Below are 18,884 nucleotides of genomic sequence, written 5' to 3' on the forward strand. Positions count from 1 at the left end.
CTTAGGCCGCGGCGATGATACGCGGCAGGATCTCGGTACCACCAAACGCGGCGACACGGCCCCGCTTCAGCATCACAACCTGCGTCGCCAACTGCCGCATCTCGTCGGCGTCATGACTGACGAACACCATCGGCACATCGCCTTCATCGCGGAGCCGCTTCAGATAGGGCAGGATTTCGGCCTTCCGCTCCTCGTCAAGCGCGCCCATTGGTTCGTCGAGCAACAGCAGCCGCGGCTGCGAGAGCAGCGCACGTCCCAGTGCGACGCGCTGGCGTTCGCCACCTGAGAGGCCGCCTGGTCGCCGATTCAAGAGATGGCCGATATCGAGCATATCGGTGATCCGCGTCTCCGCGACAGCATCGCGGGCCAATTGATTCATCCGGCGGCCGTAATCGAGATTCTGCATGACGCTCAGATGCGGAAACAGTCGCGCATCCTGAAACACGTAGCCGATGCGACGGCGATGTGGCGGAACGTGAATGCGCGCGTTGCCGTCATAGAGCACTGCGCTGTCCACGGCGATAATGCCGCGGTCGGGCTGCACGAGGCCGGCGATCATGCTGACCAGCGAAGTTTTGCCGGCGCCTGACGAGCCGAATAGACCGGTGACGCGGCCTTCACTGGTGAAAGCGACATTCACCGAGAATTCGCCGAGTTGCTTGAATACGTCAACGCGCAGCACGATCAGTTCCCATGCAGTCGCTGCGTCGCGCGGCGCGCGAACCATTCCGATGCGATCAGCGCAAGCACGGCAATGCCGATGGAGATCATCACCAGACGCGAGGCTGCTGCATCGCCGTCGGGTGTCTGGATCAGCGAATAGATTGCGGAGGAAATCGTCTGGGTCTCGCCGGGGATGTTCGAGACGAAAGTGATGGTGGCGCCGAATTCGCCGATCGCCTTGGCAAAGCCGAGCACCATGCCAGCCAGTACGCCGGGCAAAGCAAGCGGCAACGTGACGGTCGCAAACACTTTCCAGGGCGATGCGCCAAGTGTGCTGGCAGCCTGTTCGAGCCTGCGATCGACTGCTTCGATCGACAGCCGGATCGGCCGGACCAGAAGGGGAAACGACATCACGCCGCATGCAATCGCGGCGCCGGTCCAGCGGAAGGCGAACACGATACCGAGATGCTCCGCGAGCCAGGCACCGAGAATGCCGCGCTTGCCGAGCAACAGCAGCAGCAGATAGCCGGTGACAACGGGCGGCAGCACCAGCGGCAGATAGATCACCGCGTCGATGATCGGCTTGCCCCAGAAGTCACGCCGCGCAAGCAGCCACGCGACACCGATTCCAATCGGCGTCGAGATCAATGTCGCGATCACGGCGATCCTGATTGAAAGCAGGATCGCCGTCCATTCTTCGGGGGAGATTTCTGACACGTATCAGGTCGTCGGGCTGACCAGGAACGTGAAGCCGTACTTTTCCAGGATGGTCTTGGCTGCGGTGGAGCGCAGGAAGGCCAGATAGTCGGCGGCTTCAGTCTTCGCGGTCGTTGTCGCAGCGACCGGATAAATGATCGCCGGATGCGAGTCCGCCGGGAAGGTGCCGATGATCTTCACGCCGGGATCGATCTTGGCGTCGGTCGCATAGACGATGCCGAGCGGGGCTTCGCCGCGCGACACCAGCGTCAACGCGGCACGCACGCTCTCAGCCATGGCGAATTTCGACTCGGCCGCGCTCCAGCTGCCGAGCTTCTCCAGCGCCGCCTTGGCATACTTGCCGACCGGCACGGACTTCACGTCGCCAGTGGCGATCTTGCCGTCGCCGGCGAGCTTGGCGAGGTCGAAGCCCTGGCCGATCGTCACCTTGTCGAGCTTGGAGTCCTTGGCGGCGATCAGCACGATGCTGTTGCCGAGCAGGTTCACGCGGGTCGACTCGTTGATGTTCTTCTTACCAATGGCGTAGTCCATCCAGTCGGTATCGGCGGAAACGAAGACGTCGGCCGGCGCGCCCTGTTCGATCTGCTTGGCGAGCGCGGAGCTGGCGGCATAGCTGGCGGTGATCTTCACACCGGTCTTGGCGGTATAGGCGGCGTCGAGTTCGTCGAGGGCGTTCTTCATGGAAGCCGCGGCGAAGACCGTCAGGGCTTTGTCCTGCGCTTGGGCAGGCGTGAAGGTCGATCCGAGCAGGATCGAGAACGCAGCGAAAAGTCCGGCAAATCGATTCATGTGGCGCTCCATGCGTGAGCGCAGCGCAAAGCGCGCGCAACTCAGGCGTTGGTTGGGTGGGACATGCGACAGGCGGAAGCGCCGTTCCGGCAATCCCGGGGACTTACGATCGTCCGGGATATCGCTGGCCGAATAGTATCAGGCTGGCCAAAGGGGTAAAGGCCCCCGAGGTACGATGGCCTCCAAGGGGCGTGGCCACAGAAAGAAAACTGCCGTCACTCGGACGGCAGCACGGCCAGGCTGATGGTGTTTTCGGCTACGCCAGTGACCTGGATCACGAACGGACCTGCCGCGAGATCGTACCTCATGGTCTTGCGGATGCCGGCGCAGTCGGTCGCGCCGCTGAATTCCATCGGCTTCAGGATCTCACCATCCTGCACCACGTCGACCCACGCCGCCGATGACAGGCTGACGGTGTATGTGCCGGCCTTCGGCGCCTTCTGGAAGCGCGCAAAGCCTGCAAATGTGCCGTCTTTCGGCTTTCGCTCCGGTGACGACGGCAGCTTGGCATCACCGGGCGTCTTCAGATCGAGCGTCGCTCTGGCAGGAATTGCAAGTTCGGCGCCTGAGACAATCTTGGGGCGATCTTGCGCCGTGAGTGCGGCGCGCTCCTTGTCGATCGGCCACTTGAACTTGTCACAGCCGCTGGGCTCGGCCGCCCATACAGGCGCCGAACCGAGCAGCGTGAGCGCGACAATCAGACGCGCACGCATGATCAATCCACCGCGATCATAACGTCGGAGGCCTTCACCACAACGACGCATTTGCCGCCGGCCTTGAGCGCCAGATCGTCAACGGCTTCATTGGTGATCGACGAGGTTACGATCTGACCGCCGCCGATATCGACGCGGACATGGGATGTGGTGGCGCCCTTGGTGACTTCGAGGACGGTCCCCTTGATCTGGTTGCGTGCACTGATGCGCATGTTGGATCTCGCCGATTGGGCCGGGCAGCTGACAGCCGCGGCTGATATGGAAGGAGTTCGGGAGGGGCGCCCGTTGTTGATCGTCGGCTTACGGCACAACGATGGCGTGTTCTAACCCGGTTTCACGATAATGCGATAGCCAGTCGGCCGATCACGGTGCCGTTAGCACCTGACGGCACGCAGCCGGCATTTCCGCCAGTGTCATGGGCGGCTTCGGCTTGGGCGGGACCGGCGGCGGCTTCGGGTGCAACACGGCATCGCTGAACCAGTAAGCCAGATCGCCGGCGCTGCAGCCTTCACTTTCGTTCGGCGGTGGCTGGGACTCGCATTCGGTGCTGCCCACCGGGCATTTGATGCGGACGTGGAAATGATAGTCATGGCCGTACATCGGGCGCACCTTCGACAGCCAGCTACGATCGCCCTTGGCTTCGCGGCACAGCGCCTTCTTGATGGCGGCGTTGACGAAGATGCGCTCCACGCTGGGCTCCAGCGCTGCGGCGCGGATCACCGGCAGATGGGTCGGTGTCCAGGTTGTGGGATCGATATCGAGCCGGTCGCGCCGCACCATCATCACCGCCGACATGTCCTCGCGCTCGTTGCGCGACAGCTGGCGGTTCGGCATTGGGGTCAACCAGATATCGGCATCGAGCCCGACCTGATGACTGGCATGGCCCGTGATCATCGGCCCGCCGCGCGGCTGTGACATGTCGCCGACCAAGATGCCTGGCCAGCCCGCAGTCTTGCTGGCCTTGACCGATAGCCGCTCCAGCAGCTCAACCAGTTGCGGATGTGCCCAGTTGCGATTGCGCGACAGCCGCATCACCTGCCAGGTCGGCCCATTGATCGGCAGCGCTTCCGCGCCGGCAATACAGCCCTTGGCGTAGAAGCCGACCACGCGCACCGGCGATTTCGTAGGTAATACCTTGCGGCCGAACAGTTCCTTGGCGCCGATGGCCGGGTCGTTCGGGTTGGCCAGCGGCGGCAGCGGTTTCGGATCGACGCTGCCTTTGGTCTGCGCCAACGCGAGCGACGTTGAAACGATGACGGCCGGCAGGGATATGAGGCTGAGAATCAGGCGAAGGCTCATGCCGTGACTATAACTGAAGCTGTCGATCAGGTGAGTAACCTACGGCACACATGATTTTAGCGCGCTGGTAACCATATCTGATGCTGGCGCTTTTTTTTGCGTTCCGATTTGTCGGCCCTGCTGTTGCCACCGGCTCAGTCGTTTTATCAGCGTTTCCTGCCGCTTGTGTCTCTCACTTGGCAGGAAGATCACGCGTGACCCTCTAATGTCTAGAGATGGGTAACCATACGCCTACAGCTTTTGCCTGTTGTGAAGGCACCAAATGTGTACAGGCACGCAATGCAGACGGTAATCCTTGCTGCCGAGCGGGCATTGATACCGTTTTTTCAGACACTTCTTGCACTGATTGTCGCACGCGCGTTGCGAGTGGATCATTGATGCCGAAATTCCGGCCCGAAGCGAAAAAGAAAGCGAAAGCGGGACTGGTGTCTCGGATCACCCGGCCGAGCCGGGCGATCGCGGCTGCACCGAAACTGGCGCCGAAAAAGGGTCTTGTCAGCGGTCCCATCCGCGAGATCGTGCGCCAGCGTGCCCAGGCCGAGGCGGCGATCGCGGAAGCCCGTAAATCCCATGAGCGTCTGCGCGAGGCGATTGACATCTTGCCGCAAGGCATCGTGTTTCTCGATTCCGACGGGCGCTACATCCTCTGGAACAAGAAGTACGCGGAGATCTACAACCGCAGCTCGGATCAGTTCGTGCCGGGTGCGCGTCTGCAGGACACGATCCGCGTCGGTGTCGAGCGCGGCGACTATCCTGAAGCCATCGGCCGCGAGGACGAATGGATCGCGGAGCGCGTCGCCAAACTGTTCCACCCGGGCGAGCGCCATGAACAGGTTCTGGCCGATGGCCGCGTGATCCTGATCGAAGAGCGGCTCACCGAAGACGGCGGCGTCGTCGGTCTGCGCGTGGACATCACCGAGCTGAAACAGCGCGAGGCGTCGTTCCGCCTGCTGTTCGAGAGCAATCCGGTGCCCATGATCGTCTGCGCACTCGACGACGAACGCATCCTCAGCGTCAACGATTCCGCCATCGAGCACTACGGCTATACGCGTCCCGAATTCGAGAAGCTGACCATCCGCCAGTTGCAGGCCTTCGAGGCGGAGCCGCCCTGGGTTGGCGACCATGCCAGTGACGAACAGGCGGCGCGAACCTGGAAACACGTCAAGGCCGACGGTGCACTGATCGATCTGGCGATCTATTCGCGCAAGCTCGTCTATAACGAGGAGCCGGCCGTGATGCTGGCGCTGATGGACATCACCGAGCGCAAGCGCGCGGAGATGCGGCTCGCTTTCATGGCGCATCACGATGGTCTCACCGGACTGCCGAATCGCAATCTGCTGCGCCAGCGGCTCGACGAGGTCCTCGCGCATACAAGGCGTAGCGGTGAAAAGGTCGCCGTGCTGTTCCTCGGTCTCGACAGTTTCAAGGGCGTCAACGACACGCTCGGCCACGGCATCGGCGACAAGCTGCTGCGCGGCGTGGCGCGGCGGCTGCGCTCGTCGCTGCGCGAGGAAGATGCGCTGGCGCGGCTGAACTCGGACGAATTCGCCATCATCCAGACCGGCATCGATCGCCCCGAGGATGTGGTGCTGCTGGCGCGCCGGCTGCTTGACGCCGTCGGCGAGACCTATCTGCTCGACGGTCATTCGGTGGTGATCGGCGCCAGCATCGGCATCGCGATGGCGCCGAGCGATGGCGACGAATCCGAGCGGCTGCTCAAGAACGCCGACATGGCGCTGTCGCGCGCTAAGAACGACTCGCGCGGCACCTTCAGTTTCTTCGAATCCGGCATGGACGCTCGCGCGCAGGCACGTCGCAAGATCGAGATCGATCTGCGTGCCGCGATTCAGGACGATCAACTGCGGCCCTTCTACCAGCCGCTGATCGATCTCAAGACCGGCCGCATCACCGGTTGCGAGGCGCTGGTGCGCTGGCCGCATGCGGAGCGCGGCATGATCTCGCCGGCAGATTTCATCCCGGTGGCGGAAGACACTGGCCTGATCAATGCGCTCGGCACGCAGATCCTGCGCCGTGCCTGCAACGAGGCTGCGCGCTGGCCCGATGAAGTGCGCGTCGCAGTCAATCTGTCGCCGCTGCAGTTCCGCGTCGGCAATCTGTTGTCGGTGGTGATGGATGCACTCAAGCATTCAGGGCTGCCGCCACGGCGGCTTGAGCTCGAGATCACCGAGACGCTACTGCTGGAAAAGAGCAATCAGGTGCTCGCGACGCTGCATGCGCTGCGCGCGCTCGGCGTGCGCATCTCGATGGACGATTTCGGCACCGGCTATTCGTCGCTGAGCTATCTCAGAAGCTTTCCGTTCGACAAGATCAAGATCGATCAATCCTTCGTGCGCGATCTCGGCTCGAATCGCGATGCGCAGGCGATCGTGCGCTCGATCATCAGTCTCGGTATGGGCCTCGGCGTCACCATTACGGCCGAAGGCGTCGAGACCGAAGCCGAACTCGCCTGCCTGCGTAGCGAAGGTTGCCATGAAGGTCAGGGATTCCTGTTCAGTCGCGCCCGTCCGAACGACGAGATCATTGAGTTGTTGAGAGCTCAGGCCGTTGCTGCGCCGAATGCCGAGCTATCGGTGCGTGCGCAGGTCGCGTGATCTGCAGGGGTAGATTGCCTCGTTCCTCAAAACTGGAAAACCCGGCGGGCGGCCGGGTCCAGTCGCGCACATGATGGTCAAGCTATTTTGTCTGATCCTCGATAGCGGCGCTGGGCGAATGCGCCTTGATGGAATCGATCGCGCTGGTGGCCGATCCCTTCTGTTTGTAGCCTTGGGAGCCGAACATTTCCTCGCCGTTCGGGGCCCTGAATCGAAACCGGAATTCACCCGCTTTGTCCTTATAAATCTCGAATTTATAGGCCATGCATGTCTCCTACCGATGCGATACGCCCGCCTGAATTGAAACGAGCTCCCAAATCGTCTGTCCGCGCTGTGGTTGAGTCAAGGCTTCGCTGCACGGCGTAATGGGCCGCGGGCTACCCTTATCACTGTTTCCCCATCCCGCGCATGCGAGATCATGGAGCGCCGGGAGGCGCCTTGGGCTTGCGAGGTTCCTTAAGGCTGGCCTCGCGGGGGGCCTGCCTTGCACGTCGGCACCTGCGGGATTGCGAATCCCGCGGGAGAGACACGCGCATTGCGACATCGGCGGGTGTGAAGTCCGCCGAGCGAACGCTGCGCCTGCCGCAGCCCGGATGACCGGGCCGCTAAAGAATTCCTAGTTGGAAATCTTCGTTCTCGCGCGCTTCACGATATTTTCCATCCGCGCGGAGTCCTTTGCGATCGTCGTTCCGAACGCGTCGGGTCGATCTGCGATCACAGTCAAACCAAGGCCTTCCAGACGGGCTGAGACTGTCGAATCTCGCAATGCCTCCACGATCGATGTGTTGAGCTTCTCGATCACATCCTTGGGGGTCGCCGATGGGGCGACAAAGCCGTACCAGTTGCCTGCCAGAAGATCAGGCGATCCTGCCTGCGGTGACGTCGGCACATTGGGCAGCTGCTTGCTTGGTTCAAGCGCGGTCACCACGATTGGCCTCAACGCTCCGCTTTGCACCTGCTGGACCGTATTCGACAGGTTATCGCACATCATGGATACCTGACCACCGATCACATCCTGAAGTGCTGGCGCTGCGCCCTGATACGGGATGTGAACGGTATCGATCCCTTCGAGCACCTTCAGCGTCTCGCCACACAGATGGCTGGTGCTCCCGTTGCCGGCGGAAGCAAAAGTCAGCTTGCCTGGCTCGGCTTTGGCCAGCGCCACCAGTTCTTTCAGCGAGTTTGCCTTGACCGACGGATTGACGACCAGGATGTTTGGCGTCGAAGCGCCGTTGGTGATCGGCGTGAAGTCCTTCTCTGGATTATATGTGGGCTTCTCGTAGATCCACGGATTGATCGCCATCATGCCGGTCGTCGCGAGCAGAATCGTATAGCCATCCGCCGGCGAAGCGGCGACGCGGGCCGCTCCGATCGAGCCGTTGGCGCCGCCGCGGTTTTCGATGATCACCGTGACGCCGAGCGACTTCGATATCAGCGGAGCCACCAGCCGTGGAATCGCGTCTGCCGTGCTTCCAGCCGGATAAGGGACCACGATCGTGATCATTTTTTCAGGAAAGCCGGCCGCTGCCGCGCCGGGCACACCCAAGGCGAGAGGCGCTACCAACGCCGCCAAAAGAAACGTCGTCCACTTCATCCGTAAATCCTTGCTTGGCATTCTGAAACTCCTGCATGACATCTTGGGAACCAGGATGTCGGCTCCTCCAGGCTTACTGACGCTTCCACTGCCGCGGTTCTTATCCGGCCGAGTGACCCGTTGCCGTCGACATCGTCTCAGAGAGAATTGCTGATCACTCCGGGCGGTGCTCAGCGACATGCAACGCGCCGGCCCGCTCGAGCGAGTCCAGCATCGCGATCCGGCGCAATAGCTGTCGCCCCTTTTCCGGATCGGCGGCTGCTGCGCGAATGTCGTCGCGGAAACGCGCGCGATCGGCTTCGTCTTTCGCTTCGAGGTTCTTCTTGTTGCGGATGGTGTCGCCCTGAATAGCCTGCATCGTGACCGTGCGGCGCTGCAGATCGTAATCGGCGAGAATGCGCTCATCAGCCGTACCGTGGATGACCGGACCCAGTTTCGCGGTCAGGTTCAATGCATCATGAATGCCGCCATTCATGCCCATGCCGCCGAGCGGATTGTTGATATGGGCGGCGTCACCGGCCAGAAACGTGCGACCTTTCTGGAAATTCGCGGCGACGCGCTGATGCACGCGATAGAGCGTCGTGTGGAGGATGGGGGCGTCCAGCTCTGCGGGAACGATCCGCCGGATCGACGCCGTCACATAGGCTTCGGACAGAGCTTCCTCATCGGATGTTTCCGCGGCCACCGGCATCATTACGCGCCATGCGCCGAGGATACGCAGAAGGAAATACCAGCGTTCGGGATCGGCGACATAGCTGACCGACGAGACGCCAGGGCGAAACGCGGTGAAGTCGACTGGTGTCGTCATCACGAGGAAGCGCTCGGGCCAGGTGAAGCCCTCGAATTCCATGTCCTGGCTGCGGCGAACGATGCTGTTCGCGCCATCGGCGCCGATCAGCCAGGCGCATTCATGCGTCGTGTCGTGGCCGTTGGCCGTGATCACCACCTTGACGGTGTCGCTGGTCTGCTCGACGGATTTGACCTCGCTGCCGAACGCGATCGAGAACAATGGATTGCCGGATAGAGCGTCCAGAATGATACGCGTGAGCTTGAACTGTTCGGCCTGCAGGCGGAACGGATGCCGCACCAGATCGGAGATCGCCGCGAAATCGAACGTGCCGAGCACACCGTCCTCGGACGAGCTGTACTGCACCGTCGGCGCCTTCAGTCCCCGTGCAATCAACGTGCTGGCGAAACCGAGATCGTCGAGCATGTCTAGTGTCGGCGGATGGAATGTCGATGCGCGCGACTCGCTGCTCAGCGCGTCGTTCTTCTCGAGCACCAGAACCGGAATGTTCTGTCGCACCAGATCTGCGGCAGCCACCATGCCGACCGGCCCTGCACCGGCGATGATGACGGGAAGCTTCGCATTACTCATTCTATCAAGACCTCTTGCGGGATTTCAGGGAGCATCGGCTCTGATCGGCTGCACCTCGAAAGGGCTGCCGTCATCGTCTCTGTCGCTCTCAGGCTGGATCGTAGTAGTGCATTTCGAGAAGCAGGCAGCCACCCTCGGATTTGAACGGACCATGCCAGGCACCCGGCGGTCTGACGGCGTAGGTGTAGCCAGCGAACGGTGCGCCGCCCTGCCCGTTCTCGTCGTTGCCAACGATCAGATCGCCGGAAACGAGAAACACTTCTTCCCAGTGGTCGTGAACGATCTGCTGTTTGGTGAACAGGCCCGGAGGAAATTTCAGCAGGCGCGTCCGGCTGCCGCGTTTGTTCGCTGTATCGAGTGATCCGGACAGGATCTTCTCCAGCGCGCCCGACGCGGGATCGTAGCCCTCGGGCAATTGCCAGCCGCTCTCCATGTCGAGCGTGTGGAATTCGTCATGCAATTTGTTGACCGCCACTGATGTGCTCCTTGAAGTTGATGACCGAAGCACTTGCACGGGGCACCGCGCTGCAGCCTGCATGTTTTGAGACCATTGCCGAGGCGCGACCCAAAGGTCGCTGTCCATCATGACTTTTGTCATCCGCCGGTAGATTGTTGCCTTGTGCTTAGGCGTGCAAACAATTTAATCTGCGGACATCTTGCGTTTTTGGAATGAACTATGCGCCGCAGAATACCGAGCCTCGGCGCGCTGATGGCCTTCAGCGCAGCTGCCAAGCACCTCAGCGTCACGCGCGCCGCCAGCGAACTTGCGCTGACCGAAAGCGCGGTGTCGCGCCAGATTGCGCAGCTGGAGACGCAGCTCGGCGTGAAGCTGTTTCATCGCATCAAGAAGCGGATCACGTTGACGCGTGCGGGGGCGGCCTACAGCACCCGCGTGGCACAGACGATCGAGCGGATCGAGCGCGATGCGCTTGAGATCATGGGCTATGAGGCCGACGGCATGGTTCTGGACGTCGCAGCGCTGCCCACCGTCGGCGCCCAGTGGCTCATTCCACGGCTGCCGGACTTCTATGCGCGGCATCCGGGCGTCGCCGTCAACGTGAGTGCGCGCAACACGCGTTTCTTCTTCAGCGAAACGGCACTCGATGGCGCGCTTTATTTCGGCGAGCCGGACTGGCCGGGCACGCAGGCCGACCATTTGTTCGACGAGATTCTTCTGCCGGTCGGCTCGCCGACGCTGATCGGCAGGCGCGGCGAATTGCCGCCGAGCGAGGTCGCCGAGCTGCGGCTTCTGCATCTGGTCACACGCGCCGATGCATGGCGTCGCTGGTTCGATGCTGCCGACCTTGGCGGCACGAATGTGATCCGCGGCCCGCGTTTCGATATCCAGTCCACGCTGATCAGTGCGGCAAGCTCGGGTCTTGGCGTCGCCCTGCTTCCCGAATTCCTGATCTCCGATCAACTCAGGTCCGGCAAGCTGAAAGTACTGTCGAGTCTGACCCTGAAAAGCGCCGGCTCGTACTATTTCGCCTGTCCGGAGGAGAAAGCCGGGAATCCTTTGCTGCAGGCATTCCGGGCATGGTTGCTGTCACAAGCGAAAGCGTAGCTGGCACTCCCGTCATGTCCGCTGGCACAAGGCCGGCAATGCCGACGCAGCGCTCGGCGGCAAGGCGGCGAGATGCTCGACAAGACGTGAACTTGCTGTCGTCCCCGCGAAGGCAGCCCCATAACCACCGTCAGTTCAATCGAATTGGCATAATCGCGACTATCGCGTTTTCTTCAGATCCACAGCGTGTATGGGTCCCCGCTTTCGCGGGGACGACAAAGAAAACTGTACTTCGCCAAGTTTCGCAGCTGCCCGCGACGCTTCGTGACTGACGAGCCAGAGTTCGAAATCCGGCACCGACAGCGCAGGCGAATAGACGAAGCCCTGGATGACGTCGCAGCCGAGTTCAGTGAGAATCCGACGCTGCCCATCGGTCTCAACGCCCTCGGCGACCACGATCATGTCGAGGCTCTGGCCTACGCGGATGATGGCGCGCGTAATCGCCAGCGCGCTCGCCTCGCTTTCAAGGCCACGCATGAAGCTGCGATCGATCTTCAACTCACGGATCGGGAGATGCGCGAGACGGCTGAGGCTAGAATAGCCGGTGCCAAAATCATCCATCGACAGCCGCACGCCGGACTTGCGAATTTTCTCCATCGTCTCGATGGCGGTCGAATGCTCGCTCATCACCACGCCTTCGGTGACCTCCAGTATCAGCATGTCCGGCGACAGACCGTTTTCGGCGATCACCTCGCCGACCAGTGTGGCGAGATCGTCGTTCTGGAAATTGATCGGCGACAGATTGACCGAGACGCCGGGCACGTCGATGCCATTTTCGCGCCAGACCGCGACCTGCTGGCATGCCTCGCGCAGCGACCAGGTGCCGATCAGCTCGATCAGCCCGTATTCTTCCGCAAGAGGGATGAATTTCGAGGGCGGCACTTCGCCGAGCACCGGATCGGACCAGCGGGCCAGTGCCTCGACACCGTAAAGGCCACCGTCAGCCCGCACCTGCGGCTGATAGTGAAGCCGCAGCGCATCCTGCACGATGGCATTGCGCAGGGCCGTGCTGAAGGCGAGGCGCTCCTCGCTGACGCGGTTCATCTCGGCGCTGAAGAAGCGATAGGTCGAGCGGCCGGCCTGCTTGGCTTGATACATCGCCGCATCCGCATGTTTGAGCAGACCGTCGATATCACCGGCATTGTCGGGATAGATGCTAACGCCGATGCTGGCCGATACCGGCACCAGCTTGGCGCCAAGCTGCATGGGCGGCAGCAGTGTCTCGAGCAGACGGTTGGCGATCAAGGCGGCGCCTTCAACATCGCAATTCGGCAACACAATGACGAATTCGTCGCCGCCCTGCCGGCTTAGCGTGTCGGCCGGCCGGATCTGCCTGCACAGTCGTTGCGTGACCTTGACCAGCAGCTCGTCGCCAATGGAATGGCCGAGCGTATCGTTGACGTCCTTGAAATGATCGATATCGAGGAACATCACCGCAATGCGGTCCCGCGGCTTGCTCTTGTCGATCTGCCCCGTCAGGATCTGGCGCAGTTGTGCGCGGTTCGGCAGGCCGGTCAGCGCATCGAAATAGGCCAGACGCGCGATTTCGCTGCGGGCCTCGTGCCGTTCAATGGCCAGGGCGCACAGATGCACACAGGCATCGACGATGGTCTGGTGCCAGCGCGTCGGCCCCCGTGTCTCGCGGAAGTAGAAGGCAAAGGCGCCGATCACGCGACCATCCCGCGCCTTGATCGGCGTCGACCAGCAGGCGCGCAAGCCAACTTCCAGCGGCAGGCTGTTATAGAGGCGCCATCGCGGATCGGTGGCGATATCGGTGGCCAGCACCGCATGGCCGAGAAAGGCTGCCGCGCCGCAAGACCCGACATCGGGACCGGTGGCAAGACCGTCAACAATGGGCGCGAAAGCGGCCGGGAGGCTGGGGCCACCGAGCGGATGGAGGCGACCTTCCGCGTCCACATGCAGCACCGACGAGACGATATCAGGCGCGATGGCTTCGACGCGGTGGCAGAGATCGCCGATCACATCCACGACCGGCATGTCGTTGGCGAGATTTTCCAGCACATGATGCTGCAGCGAATTGATCTGCTTGCTCTCGGTGATGTCATCGAGCACCGCGACCAGATGCTCGACCTCGCCGACTTTGTTGCGGCCTGCGTTGACCGTGCTTGAGATCCAGATCTCGTGACCGTCCTTGTCATAGACAAGGATATCCTCTTGCCCGTGTCCTTCGGCATCAATCTGCGCGTGAAACCGCTCCAGCGCTTCGTTGTCGGTATACTCTCCGGTCAGCAAATCCCGGGGGTGTTTGCCTATCGCTTCCGCGAGGGTATATCCGAACAGCTCCGTGAAAGCGGCGTTAACATAAACGATGGTCATGTCGCGCTTGGAGACCATCACGACACGGTCAGTCTTTTCGGCAACCAGCGCCATCAGCGCATTTTGCTCGCGGTCACGGACATCGTCCGTCACGTCGCGGATGAAATTGATGTAAAGCGTCTTGCCGGCATAATCGACACGCGAGATCGAGAACGCGCCCCAGGCCTCGCTCCCATCCTTGCGGCTGATCCTGAACTCGCGGCGGCCCTTGACCGCCGTCCGCGGATCCATGGCGGACTCTGCCGCGATCGCCTCATCGAGATGTTCGCGCACGTCGAGCGGAACGAGGACGCTGACCTTCCGACCGACGACTTCGTCGCGGTGATATCCCCACATCCGCTCCGCCGCGGCATTGAAGTGCCGGATCTGGCTGTCGATACCCGTGATAACGACAGCATCGACCGCCTGTTCGAACGCCGAGAACAGCGCCTTCGCAGCTTCACTGGGCTGGCCGACAGGACTTGTAGGCATGAAACGACCTTCGATCACGGAAGCCGCGTGAGCACGACGACGACTGTCTTCGTTACAGCGGCAATGTCATTCGCAGGTACGAGTGTATTTGAACTCCAGTAGCTAAGAAGTTCGTTCGGTCTCATATCGAGGGGCTGGAATACCGGATGTCGTTAACAACACGTTAACGACGGCCGTCGACTTCTCGGGATTACATGGCCGCAAGCGCACACCGCCGCATTTCATCTTGCGAAGCTTCGGCCCGGCACTCGTCGACCAGCGCCACCCAGCGTTCGGCGTGGCGGGCCACCAGCCAGGCTTCGAGATCGAATGCGGACAGTGCGGGCGAATACAGGAAACCCTGAATGACGTCACAGCCCAGCCCGGCCAAAATCCTGCGCTGCTCTTCGGTCTCGACGCCTTCGGCCACGACCGTCATGTTGAGGCTCTGCCCGACGCACACGATGGCGGTGGCGATCGCCAGAGCGCAGACCTCGGTCTCGATACCACGCATGAAGCTGCGATCGATCTTCAGCTCGCGCACCGGCAAATGCGCCAGACGGCTCAAGCTCGAATAACCCGTGCCAAAATCATCCATCGACAATCCGACGCCGGCTGCGCGGATCTGCTTCATGATCTCGATCGCGGTCGTGTGTTCGCTCATCACCGCGCCCTCGGTGACTTCGAGCATCAGCCTGTTCGGCGCCAGCCCGTTTTCCGCTATTATGTCGGAAACCAGCGCCGGCAATCCCGGATTCAGAAAATTGATCGGCGACAGATTGACCGAGACGCAAGGCACATCGAGCCCTGTCTTTTGCCACGCCGCAATCTGCCTGCACGCCTCGCGCAGCGACCAGACACCGATCTGCTCGATCAGGCCACATTCCTCCGCGAGTGGAATGAACCTCGCCGGTGACACATCGCCCAATACGGGATCATGCCAGCGCGCCAGCGCCTCGACGCCGTACAGATCACCGTTGCCTGCGCGTATCTGCGGCTGGTAGTGCAACCGTAGACCGCCTTGTGCAAGCGCGTGGCGCAAAGCGGTGCTGAGACGGAGGCGCTCCTCATTCACGCGGTCCATGTCGTTGCTGAAAAACCGATGCGTGGAGCGACCGGCTTGCTTGGCCTTGTACATTGCCGCATCGGCATATTTCAGCAGCCTATCGAGATCGCGGGCATTGTCCGGGAACATGCTGATGCCGGCGCTGGCAGAGATCGGCACCTGATGGCCGCTGAGTTGCAGCGGAACCGACAGTGCCTCAGTGAGACGACTGGCGATGCGGGAGGCATCTGCCGCTATACAGTTCGGCATCAGGATGATGAATTCATCGCCGCCCTGACGACTCAGGATATCGCCGGGCCGGATGTGCTGATGAAGCCGCTGTGTGACGGCAACCAACAAGTCATCGCCGACAGCGTGCCCCAGCGTATCGTTGACGTCCTTGAAGTGATCCAGGTCAAGAAATATCAGCGCCATCTGCGCACCTGCGGAACATTCCGCGACGGCGCGCTCCATCAACTGGCGCATATGAGTCCGGTTCGGCAGACCGGTGAGCGCATCGAAATAAGCAAGCCGCGAGATCTCGTTGCGCGCTTCCTCACGCTCGATGGCGACCGCGGCGAGATGAACACAGGCATCGACGATGTGGTGATGCCAACGATTGGGCCTGCGACATTCCCTGAAATAGAATGCGAACGTGCCGATCACGCGCCCGTCCTTGGTCTTGATCGGCATCGACCAGCAGGCCTTCAGACCAGAAGCCAACGGCGCGCTGTTGTATGGCAGCCATAGGGGATCATTTTCGATATCGGTGACCAGAACAGGCTCGCCGCGAAAGGCCGCGGTCCCGCAGGACCCGACATCCGGCCCGATGGCAAGGCCGTCCAGCGCCTGCGCATAGCCTGCCGGAAGGCTTGGCCCTCCCAGGGGATGCAGTAGTCCCCTGGAATCGACATGCAGTACCGAGCAGACGACATCGGGCGCGATCTGCTCCACCTTCCGACAAAGATTGTCCATCACGTCGAGCAGCGGCTGCTCATCGGCCAGCGCTTCGAGAATGTGATGCTGCAGCGACTGAACCTGCTTGCCCTCGGTGATATCGGTCATCAATGCGACGAGGTGCTGGAGTTTTCCATCCGCGCCACGAATCGCATTCAATGCAACCGAGACCCAGATCTCGTTGCCCGCCTTGTCGTAAAGGAGAATTTCGTCGTCAGCAGAATCTTCCGTTCTGATCTGCTGGTCCAGATACGCGAGCGTCGCCTGGCTGGTATATGCGCCGACGAGGAATTCCTCGGGGACGAGTCCCGTCGCCTCCTCCAGCGAGTAGCCGAACATGCCGGTGAAGGCGCCGTTGACGTAGCAGATCCGTGCATCGCGACCTGCGATGTAGATCGCGCGTTTTGTCTTGTCGACAACGAGAGACAGCCGGATAATTTCTTCCCTGCGCCTCACGTCCTCCGTCACATCGCGGACGAAGCCCATATAGGTGATCTCGCCATTCACCTCGATGCGCGACATCGACAACGCCCCCCAGATCTCGCTGCCGTCCTTGCGTTCGATCTTCACCTCGCGGCTACGACCGACGATGCGGTTAACGCCGGTCGCGCAGTTCGCGGCGATGTATCCGTCATGCTGCGACCCGATGGCCATCGGCACCAGAAAGCTGATATTTCGCCCGAGCACTTCATCGCGCTCATAACCCCACAACCGTTCGGCGGCGGCGTTGAAATGGATCACAGCATTCCTGCTGTCGATCATCACGACGGCATCGATGGCCTGCTCCAGTCCGGCGAGAAGCGTTCTAGCGGCATCAATCTGGTCGACATGTACCAACGTCATAACGCAACTCGCAATTACTTTGCTCAAATCGCCGGACCATCTTTGAAATGGCCCGGTCACCGGCTTTCAGCCGAGGCGGTGCAATCGTATGTGCGAGACGTCGCCAAACTGTTTGCGATACGCCGAAAGTTCCAATGCGCAAAAACGTAATTAAGGTTCTAATAAAACGGCACAGCCTGAGAAGGACACGCAAACCGCCGCGCAACCTTCGATAGATCGCGCATTGATGCGGCGGTATCCTGACGCCGAAAGAATGCGCGGCAGGGCTTAGTGGGCTTCAGCCGCGAGTACGGCCTCGACACGGATTTCTTCCGTGAGCCGTGCCTTGAGGTCGGAGAAAGCCGGGCTGGTCTTGATGGTGTAATGCCGCGGATGCGGCAGATCGACCGGAATATCGGCCTTGATGCGACCGGGACGCGCCGACATCACCACCACGCGCGAGGCGAGAAAGATTGCTTCCTCGATATCATGGGTAACAAAGATCACCGTCTTACGCTCGCGCTCCCAGATGCCGAGCAACAATTCCTGCATCAGGGCGCGGGTCTGATTATCGAGCGCGCCGAACGGCTCGTCGAGCAACAGGATCTTCGGATCGTTGGCGAGCGCGCGCGCGATCGCCGTGCGCTGTTGCATGCCGCCGGAGAGCTGCTTCGGAAAATGATTGGCGAAGCTGGTGAGGCCGACTTTCTCCAGCCACTGTCGCGCAATGTCGTTGCGCTCGCGCTGCGAGATGCCCCGCTCGCGCAGGCCAAAGGAAATGTTTTCGGAGACCGTCAGCCAGGGAAACAGCGTGTAGGACTGGAACACCATGCCGCGATCCGCGCCGGGGCCGGTGATCGCCTTGCCGTCGAGCATAATGCGGCCGGTGGTTGGCCTGTCCAGACCGGCGATCATGCGCAGCAATGTGGACTTGCCGCAGCCGGATGGGCCGAGGATCGTGACGAAGTCGTTGTCCGCAACCGAGAGATTGGTCGGCTCCAGCGCACGCGTCGGCGTGCCGCCGCGAACCGCAGGGAAGATCCGCGAGACGTTGTCGATGACGAGCTTGCTCAAATGATGCTCCACGGAAACAAGCGTCGGTTCGCAGCCTTGAACGCATAGTCCGAAATCAAACCGATGATACCGATGACGATGATGCCGAAGATGATCTGGCCGGTGGCCAGCAGCGCCTGGCTGTCGATGATCATGTGACCGATGCCCGAGGACGAGCCGATCAGTTCGGCGACGATGACATAGGTCCAGGCCCAACCGAGCACGAGGCGGAGGATTTCCGCGATCTCCGGCGCCGAGGATGGAATGAGCACGCGCTTCAGCACGCCGGCGTCTCGCGCGCCGAGCGTGAGGGACGCCTCGACGAGATCGCGGCGCACGCTGCCGACGGACACAGCAACCATCAGGATGAGCTGGAACACCGAACCGATGAAGATCACCAGCAGCTTCTGCAATTCGCCGATGCCGGCCCACAGGATCAGTAACGGAATGAAGGCGGAGGCCGGCAGATAGCGCGCAAAGGATACGAAGGGCTCGAGAAACGCTTCGATCGGCTTATAGGCGCCCATCAGGATGCCGATCGGCACCGCGAGCAACGCGGCCAGCACGAAGCCGCCGAGCACGCGCCAGATGGTCATGCCGATGTCGTGCAGGAAGCCCTGCTTCACCAGCAGAAACCAGCCGTCCTGCAGCATGATCCACGGATTCGCGAGAAAGGTCTTGGAGACGAAGCCACCAAAGGTCGCATAGGACCACGCGGCAACAAACAGCACGAAGAAGGATATGCCGAGCACGACGCGCGCGGTGGATGAAATGGGGGCGAGTGGCTTCATGCTGCGTATTCGATGCTCATGATCGTCATTGCGAGGAGCTCTTGCGACGAAGCAATCCAGTCTTCCTTAAGTAAGAGCTGGATTGCCGCGTCGCTTCGCT

General features: G+C 61.4%; 16 protein-coding genes. 2 read left to right on the top strand and 14 right to left on the bottom strand.

Annotation, left to right across the window (positions count from 1 at the left end; genetic code table 11):
• Position 1: 1 nt before the first annotated feature.
• The 6 genes from modC to mepA all read right to left on the bottom strand — a co-directional run bounded on the left by modC (position 2) and on the right by mepA (position 4,181).
• Entirely contained in the window at positions 2–682 is a 681-nt protein-coding gene (gene modC / locus CIW50_RS23870) for a molybdenum ABC transporter ATP-binding protein (protein WP_149533653.1), read from the bottom strand.
• Positions 683–684: 2 nt separating this feature from the next.
• A complete protein-coding gene (gene modB / locus CIW50_RS23875; protein ID WP_149533654.1) occupies positions 685–1,380 on the bottom strand; it encodes a molybdate ABC transporter permease subunit in 696 nt (231 codons plus the stop codon).
• A gap of 3 nt (positions 1,381–1,383) precedes the next feature.
• Complete coding sequence (modA, locus tag CIW50_RS23880; RefSeq protein WP_149533655.1) at positions 1,384–2,169, bottom strand: molybdate ABC transporter substrate-binding protein; 786 nt, start codon at positions 2,167–2,169, stop codon at positions 1,384–1,386.
• A 215-nt stretch (positions 2,170–2,384) separates the two neighbouring features.
• Entirely contained in the window at positions 2,385–2,882 is a 498-nt protein-coding gene (locus CIW50_RS23885; RefSeq protein ID WP_149533656.1) for a hypothetical protein, read from the bottom strand.
• A 2-nt stretch (positions 2,883–2,884) separates the two neighbouring features.
• Positions 2,885–3,094 carry a TOBE domain-containing protein gene (locus tag CIW50_RS23890; RefSeq protein ID WP_149533657.1) on the bottom strand — a complete coding sequence of 70 codons (210 nt, stop codon included), beginning with the start codon at positions 3,092–3,094 and terminating at the stop codon, positions 2,885–2,887.
• 151 nt (positions 3,095–3,245) lie between these two features.
• Complete coding sequence (gene mepA / locus CIW50_RS23895; protein WP_149533658.1) at positions 3,246–4,181, bottom strand: penicillin-insensitive murein endopeptidase; 936 nt, start codon at positions 4,179–4,181, stop codon at positions 3,246–3,248.
• Positions 4,182–4,558: 377 nt separating this feature from the next.
• Here mepA and CIW50_RS23900 point away from each other — a divergent pair, with 377 nt between their 5' ends.
• Positions 4,559–6,793 carry a putative bifunctional diguanylate cyclase/phosphodiesterase gene (locus CIW50_RS23900; RefSeq protein WP_149533659.1) on the top strand — a complete coding sequence of 745 codons (2,235 nt, stop codon included), beginning with the start codon at positions 4,559–4,561 and terminating at the stop codon, positions 6,791–6,793.
• An 82-nt stretch (positions 6,794–6,875) separates the two neighbouring features.
• On the opposite strand, the gene CIW50_RS23905 is transcribed toward CIW50_RS23900, so the two are convergent.
• The 4 genes from CIW50_RS23905 to CIW50_RS23920 all read right to left on the bottom strand — a co-directional run bounded on the left by CIW50_RS23905 (position 6,876) and on the right by CIW50_RS23920 (position 10,240).
• On the bottom strand, positions 6,876–7,058 hold the full coding sequence (locus CIW50_RS23905) for a YegP family protein (protein ID WP_149533660.1): 183 nt from the start codon (positions 7,056–7,058) through the stop codon (positions 6,876–6,878).
• A gap of 351 nt (positions 7,059–7,409) precedes the next feature.
• Positions 7,410–8,567 (bottom strand): Bug family tripartite tricarboxylate transporter substrate binding protein, encoded by a 1,158-nt coding sequence (locus CIW50_RS23910; RefSeq protein WP_172980446.1) that lies wholly within the window; start codon positions 8,565–8,567, stop codon positions 7,410–7,412.
• On the bottom strand, positions 8,542–9,765 hold the full coding sequence (locus CIW50_RS23915) for an FAD-dependent oxidoreductase (protein ID WP_149533662.1): 1,224 nt from the start codon (positions 9,763–9,765) through the stop codon (positions 8,542–8,544). Before CIW50_RS23915 ends, CIW50_RS23910 begins: the two co-directional genes overlap by 26 nt.
• 88 nt (positions 9,766–9,853) lie before the next feature.
• The gene (locus CIW50_RS23920; RefSeq protein WP_149533663.1) at positions 9,854–10,240 is read right to left on the bottom strand and encodes a cupin domain-containing protein; all 387 of its coding nucleotides are present in this window, start codon (positions 10,238–10,240) and stop codon (positions 9,854–9,856) included.
• 201 nt (positions 10,241–10,441) lie between these two features.
• On the opposite strand from CIW50_RS23920, the gene CIW50_RS23925 reads away from it, so the two are divergent.
• Positions 10,442–11,329, top strand: a complete 888-nt coding sequence (locus CIW50_RS23925) for a LysR substrate-binding domain-containing protein (RefSeq protein ID WP_149533664.1) — start codon at positions 10,442–10,444, stop codon at positions 11,327–11,329.
• Positions 11,330–11,488: 159 nt separating this feature from the next.
• Here the strand turns inward: CIW50_RS23925 and CIW50_RS23930 are convergent, their stop codons facing one another.
• The 4 genes from CIW50_RS23930 to CIW50_RS23945 form a co-directional block, all read right to left on the bottom strand.
• A complete protein-coding gene (locus CIW50_RS23930; RefSeq protein ID WP_149533665.1) occupies positions 11,489–14,137 on the bottom strand; it encodes an EAL domain-containing protein in 2,649 nt (882 codons plus the stop codon).
• A 190-nt stretch (positions 14,138–14,327) separates the two neighbouring features.
• On the bottom strand, positions 14,328–16,961 hold the full coding sequence (locus CIW50_RS23935; RefSeq protein ID WP_149533666.1) for an EAL domain-containing protein: 2,634 nt from the start codon (positions 16,959–16,961) through the stop codon (positions 14,328–14,330).
• A gap of 267 nt (positions 16,962–17,228) precedes the next feature.
• On the bottom strand, positions 17,229–18,014 hold the full coding sequence (locus CIW50_RS23940; protein WP_149533667.1) for an ABC transporter ATP-binding protein: 786 nt from the start codon (positions 18,012–18,014) through the stop codon (positions 17,229–17,231).
• Positions 18,011–18,784 carry an ABC transporter permease gene (locus CIW50_RS23945; protein ID WP_149533668.1) on the bottom strand — a complete coding sequence of 258 codons (774 nt, stop codon included), beginning with the start codon at positions 18,782–18,784 and terminating at the stop codon, positions 18,011–18,013. Before CIW50_RS23945 ends, CIW50_RS23940 begins: the two co-directional genes overlap by 4 nt.
• Positions 18,785–18,884: the final 100 nt, after the last annotated feature.

The sequence above is a fragment of the Tardiphaga sp. P9-11 genome (genome assembly GCF_008329525.1).
Lineage (GTDB): Bacteria > Pseudomonadota > Alphaproteobacteria > Rhizobiales > Xanthobacteraceae > Tardiphaga.

Excerpts from the sequence above, each read along its gene's own strand:
- modA (WP_149533655.1), bottom strand. The coding sequence starts at position 2,169 with ATGAATCGATTTGCCGGACTTTTCGCTGCGTTCTCGATCCTGCTCGGA.
- CIW50_RS23885 (WP_149533656.1), bottom strand. The coding sequence starts at position 2,882 with ATGCGTGCGCGTCTGATTGTCGCGCTCACGCTGCTCGGTTCGGCGCCT.
- CIW50_RS23890 (WP_149533657.1), bottom strand. The coding sequence starts at position 3,094 with ATGCGCATCAGTGCACGCAACCAGATCAAGGGGACCGTCCTCGAAGTC.
- mepA (WP_149533658.1), bottom strand. The coding sequence starts at position 4,181 with ATGAGCCTTCGCCTGATTCTCAGCCTCATATCCCTGCCGGCCGTCATC.
- CIW50_RS23900 (WP_149533659.1), top strand. The coding sequence starts at position 4,559 with ATGCCGAAATTCCGGCCCGAAGCGAAAAAGAAAGCGAAAGCGGGACTG.
- CIW50_RS23905 (WP_149533660.1), bottom strand. The coding sequence starts at position 7,058 with ATGGCCTATAAATTCGAGATTTATAAGGACAAAGCGGGTGAATTCCGG.
- CIW50_RS23910 (WP_172980446.1), bottom strand. The coding sequence starts at position 8,567 with ATGTCGCTGAGCACCGCCCGGAGTGATCAGCAATTCTCTCTGAGACGA.
- CIW50_RS23915 (WP_149533662.1), bottom strand. The coding sequence starts at position 9,765 with ATGAGTAATGCGAAGCTTCCCGTCATCATCGCCGGTGCAGGGCCGGTC.
- CIW50_RS23925 (WP_149533664.1), top strand. The coding sequence starts at position 10,442 with ATGCGCCGCAGAATACCGAGCCTCGGCGCGCTGATGGCCTTCAGCGCA.
- CIW50_RS23930 (WP_149533665.1), bottom strand. The coding sequence starts at position 14,137 with ATGCCTACAAGTCCTGTCGGCCAGCCCAGTGAAGCTGCGAAGGCGCTG.
- CIW50_RS23935 (WP_149533666.1), bottom strand. The coding sequence starts at position 16,961 with ATGACGTTGGTACATGTCGACCAGATTGATGCCGCTAGAACGCTTCTC.
- CIW50_RS23945 (WP_149533668.1), bottom strand. The coding sequence starts at position 18,784 with ATGAAGCCACTCGCCCCCATTTCATCCACCGCGCGCGTCGTGCTCGGC.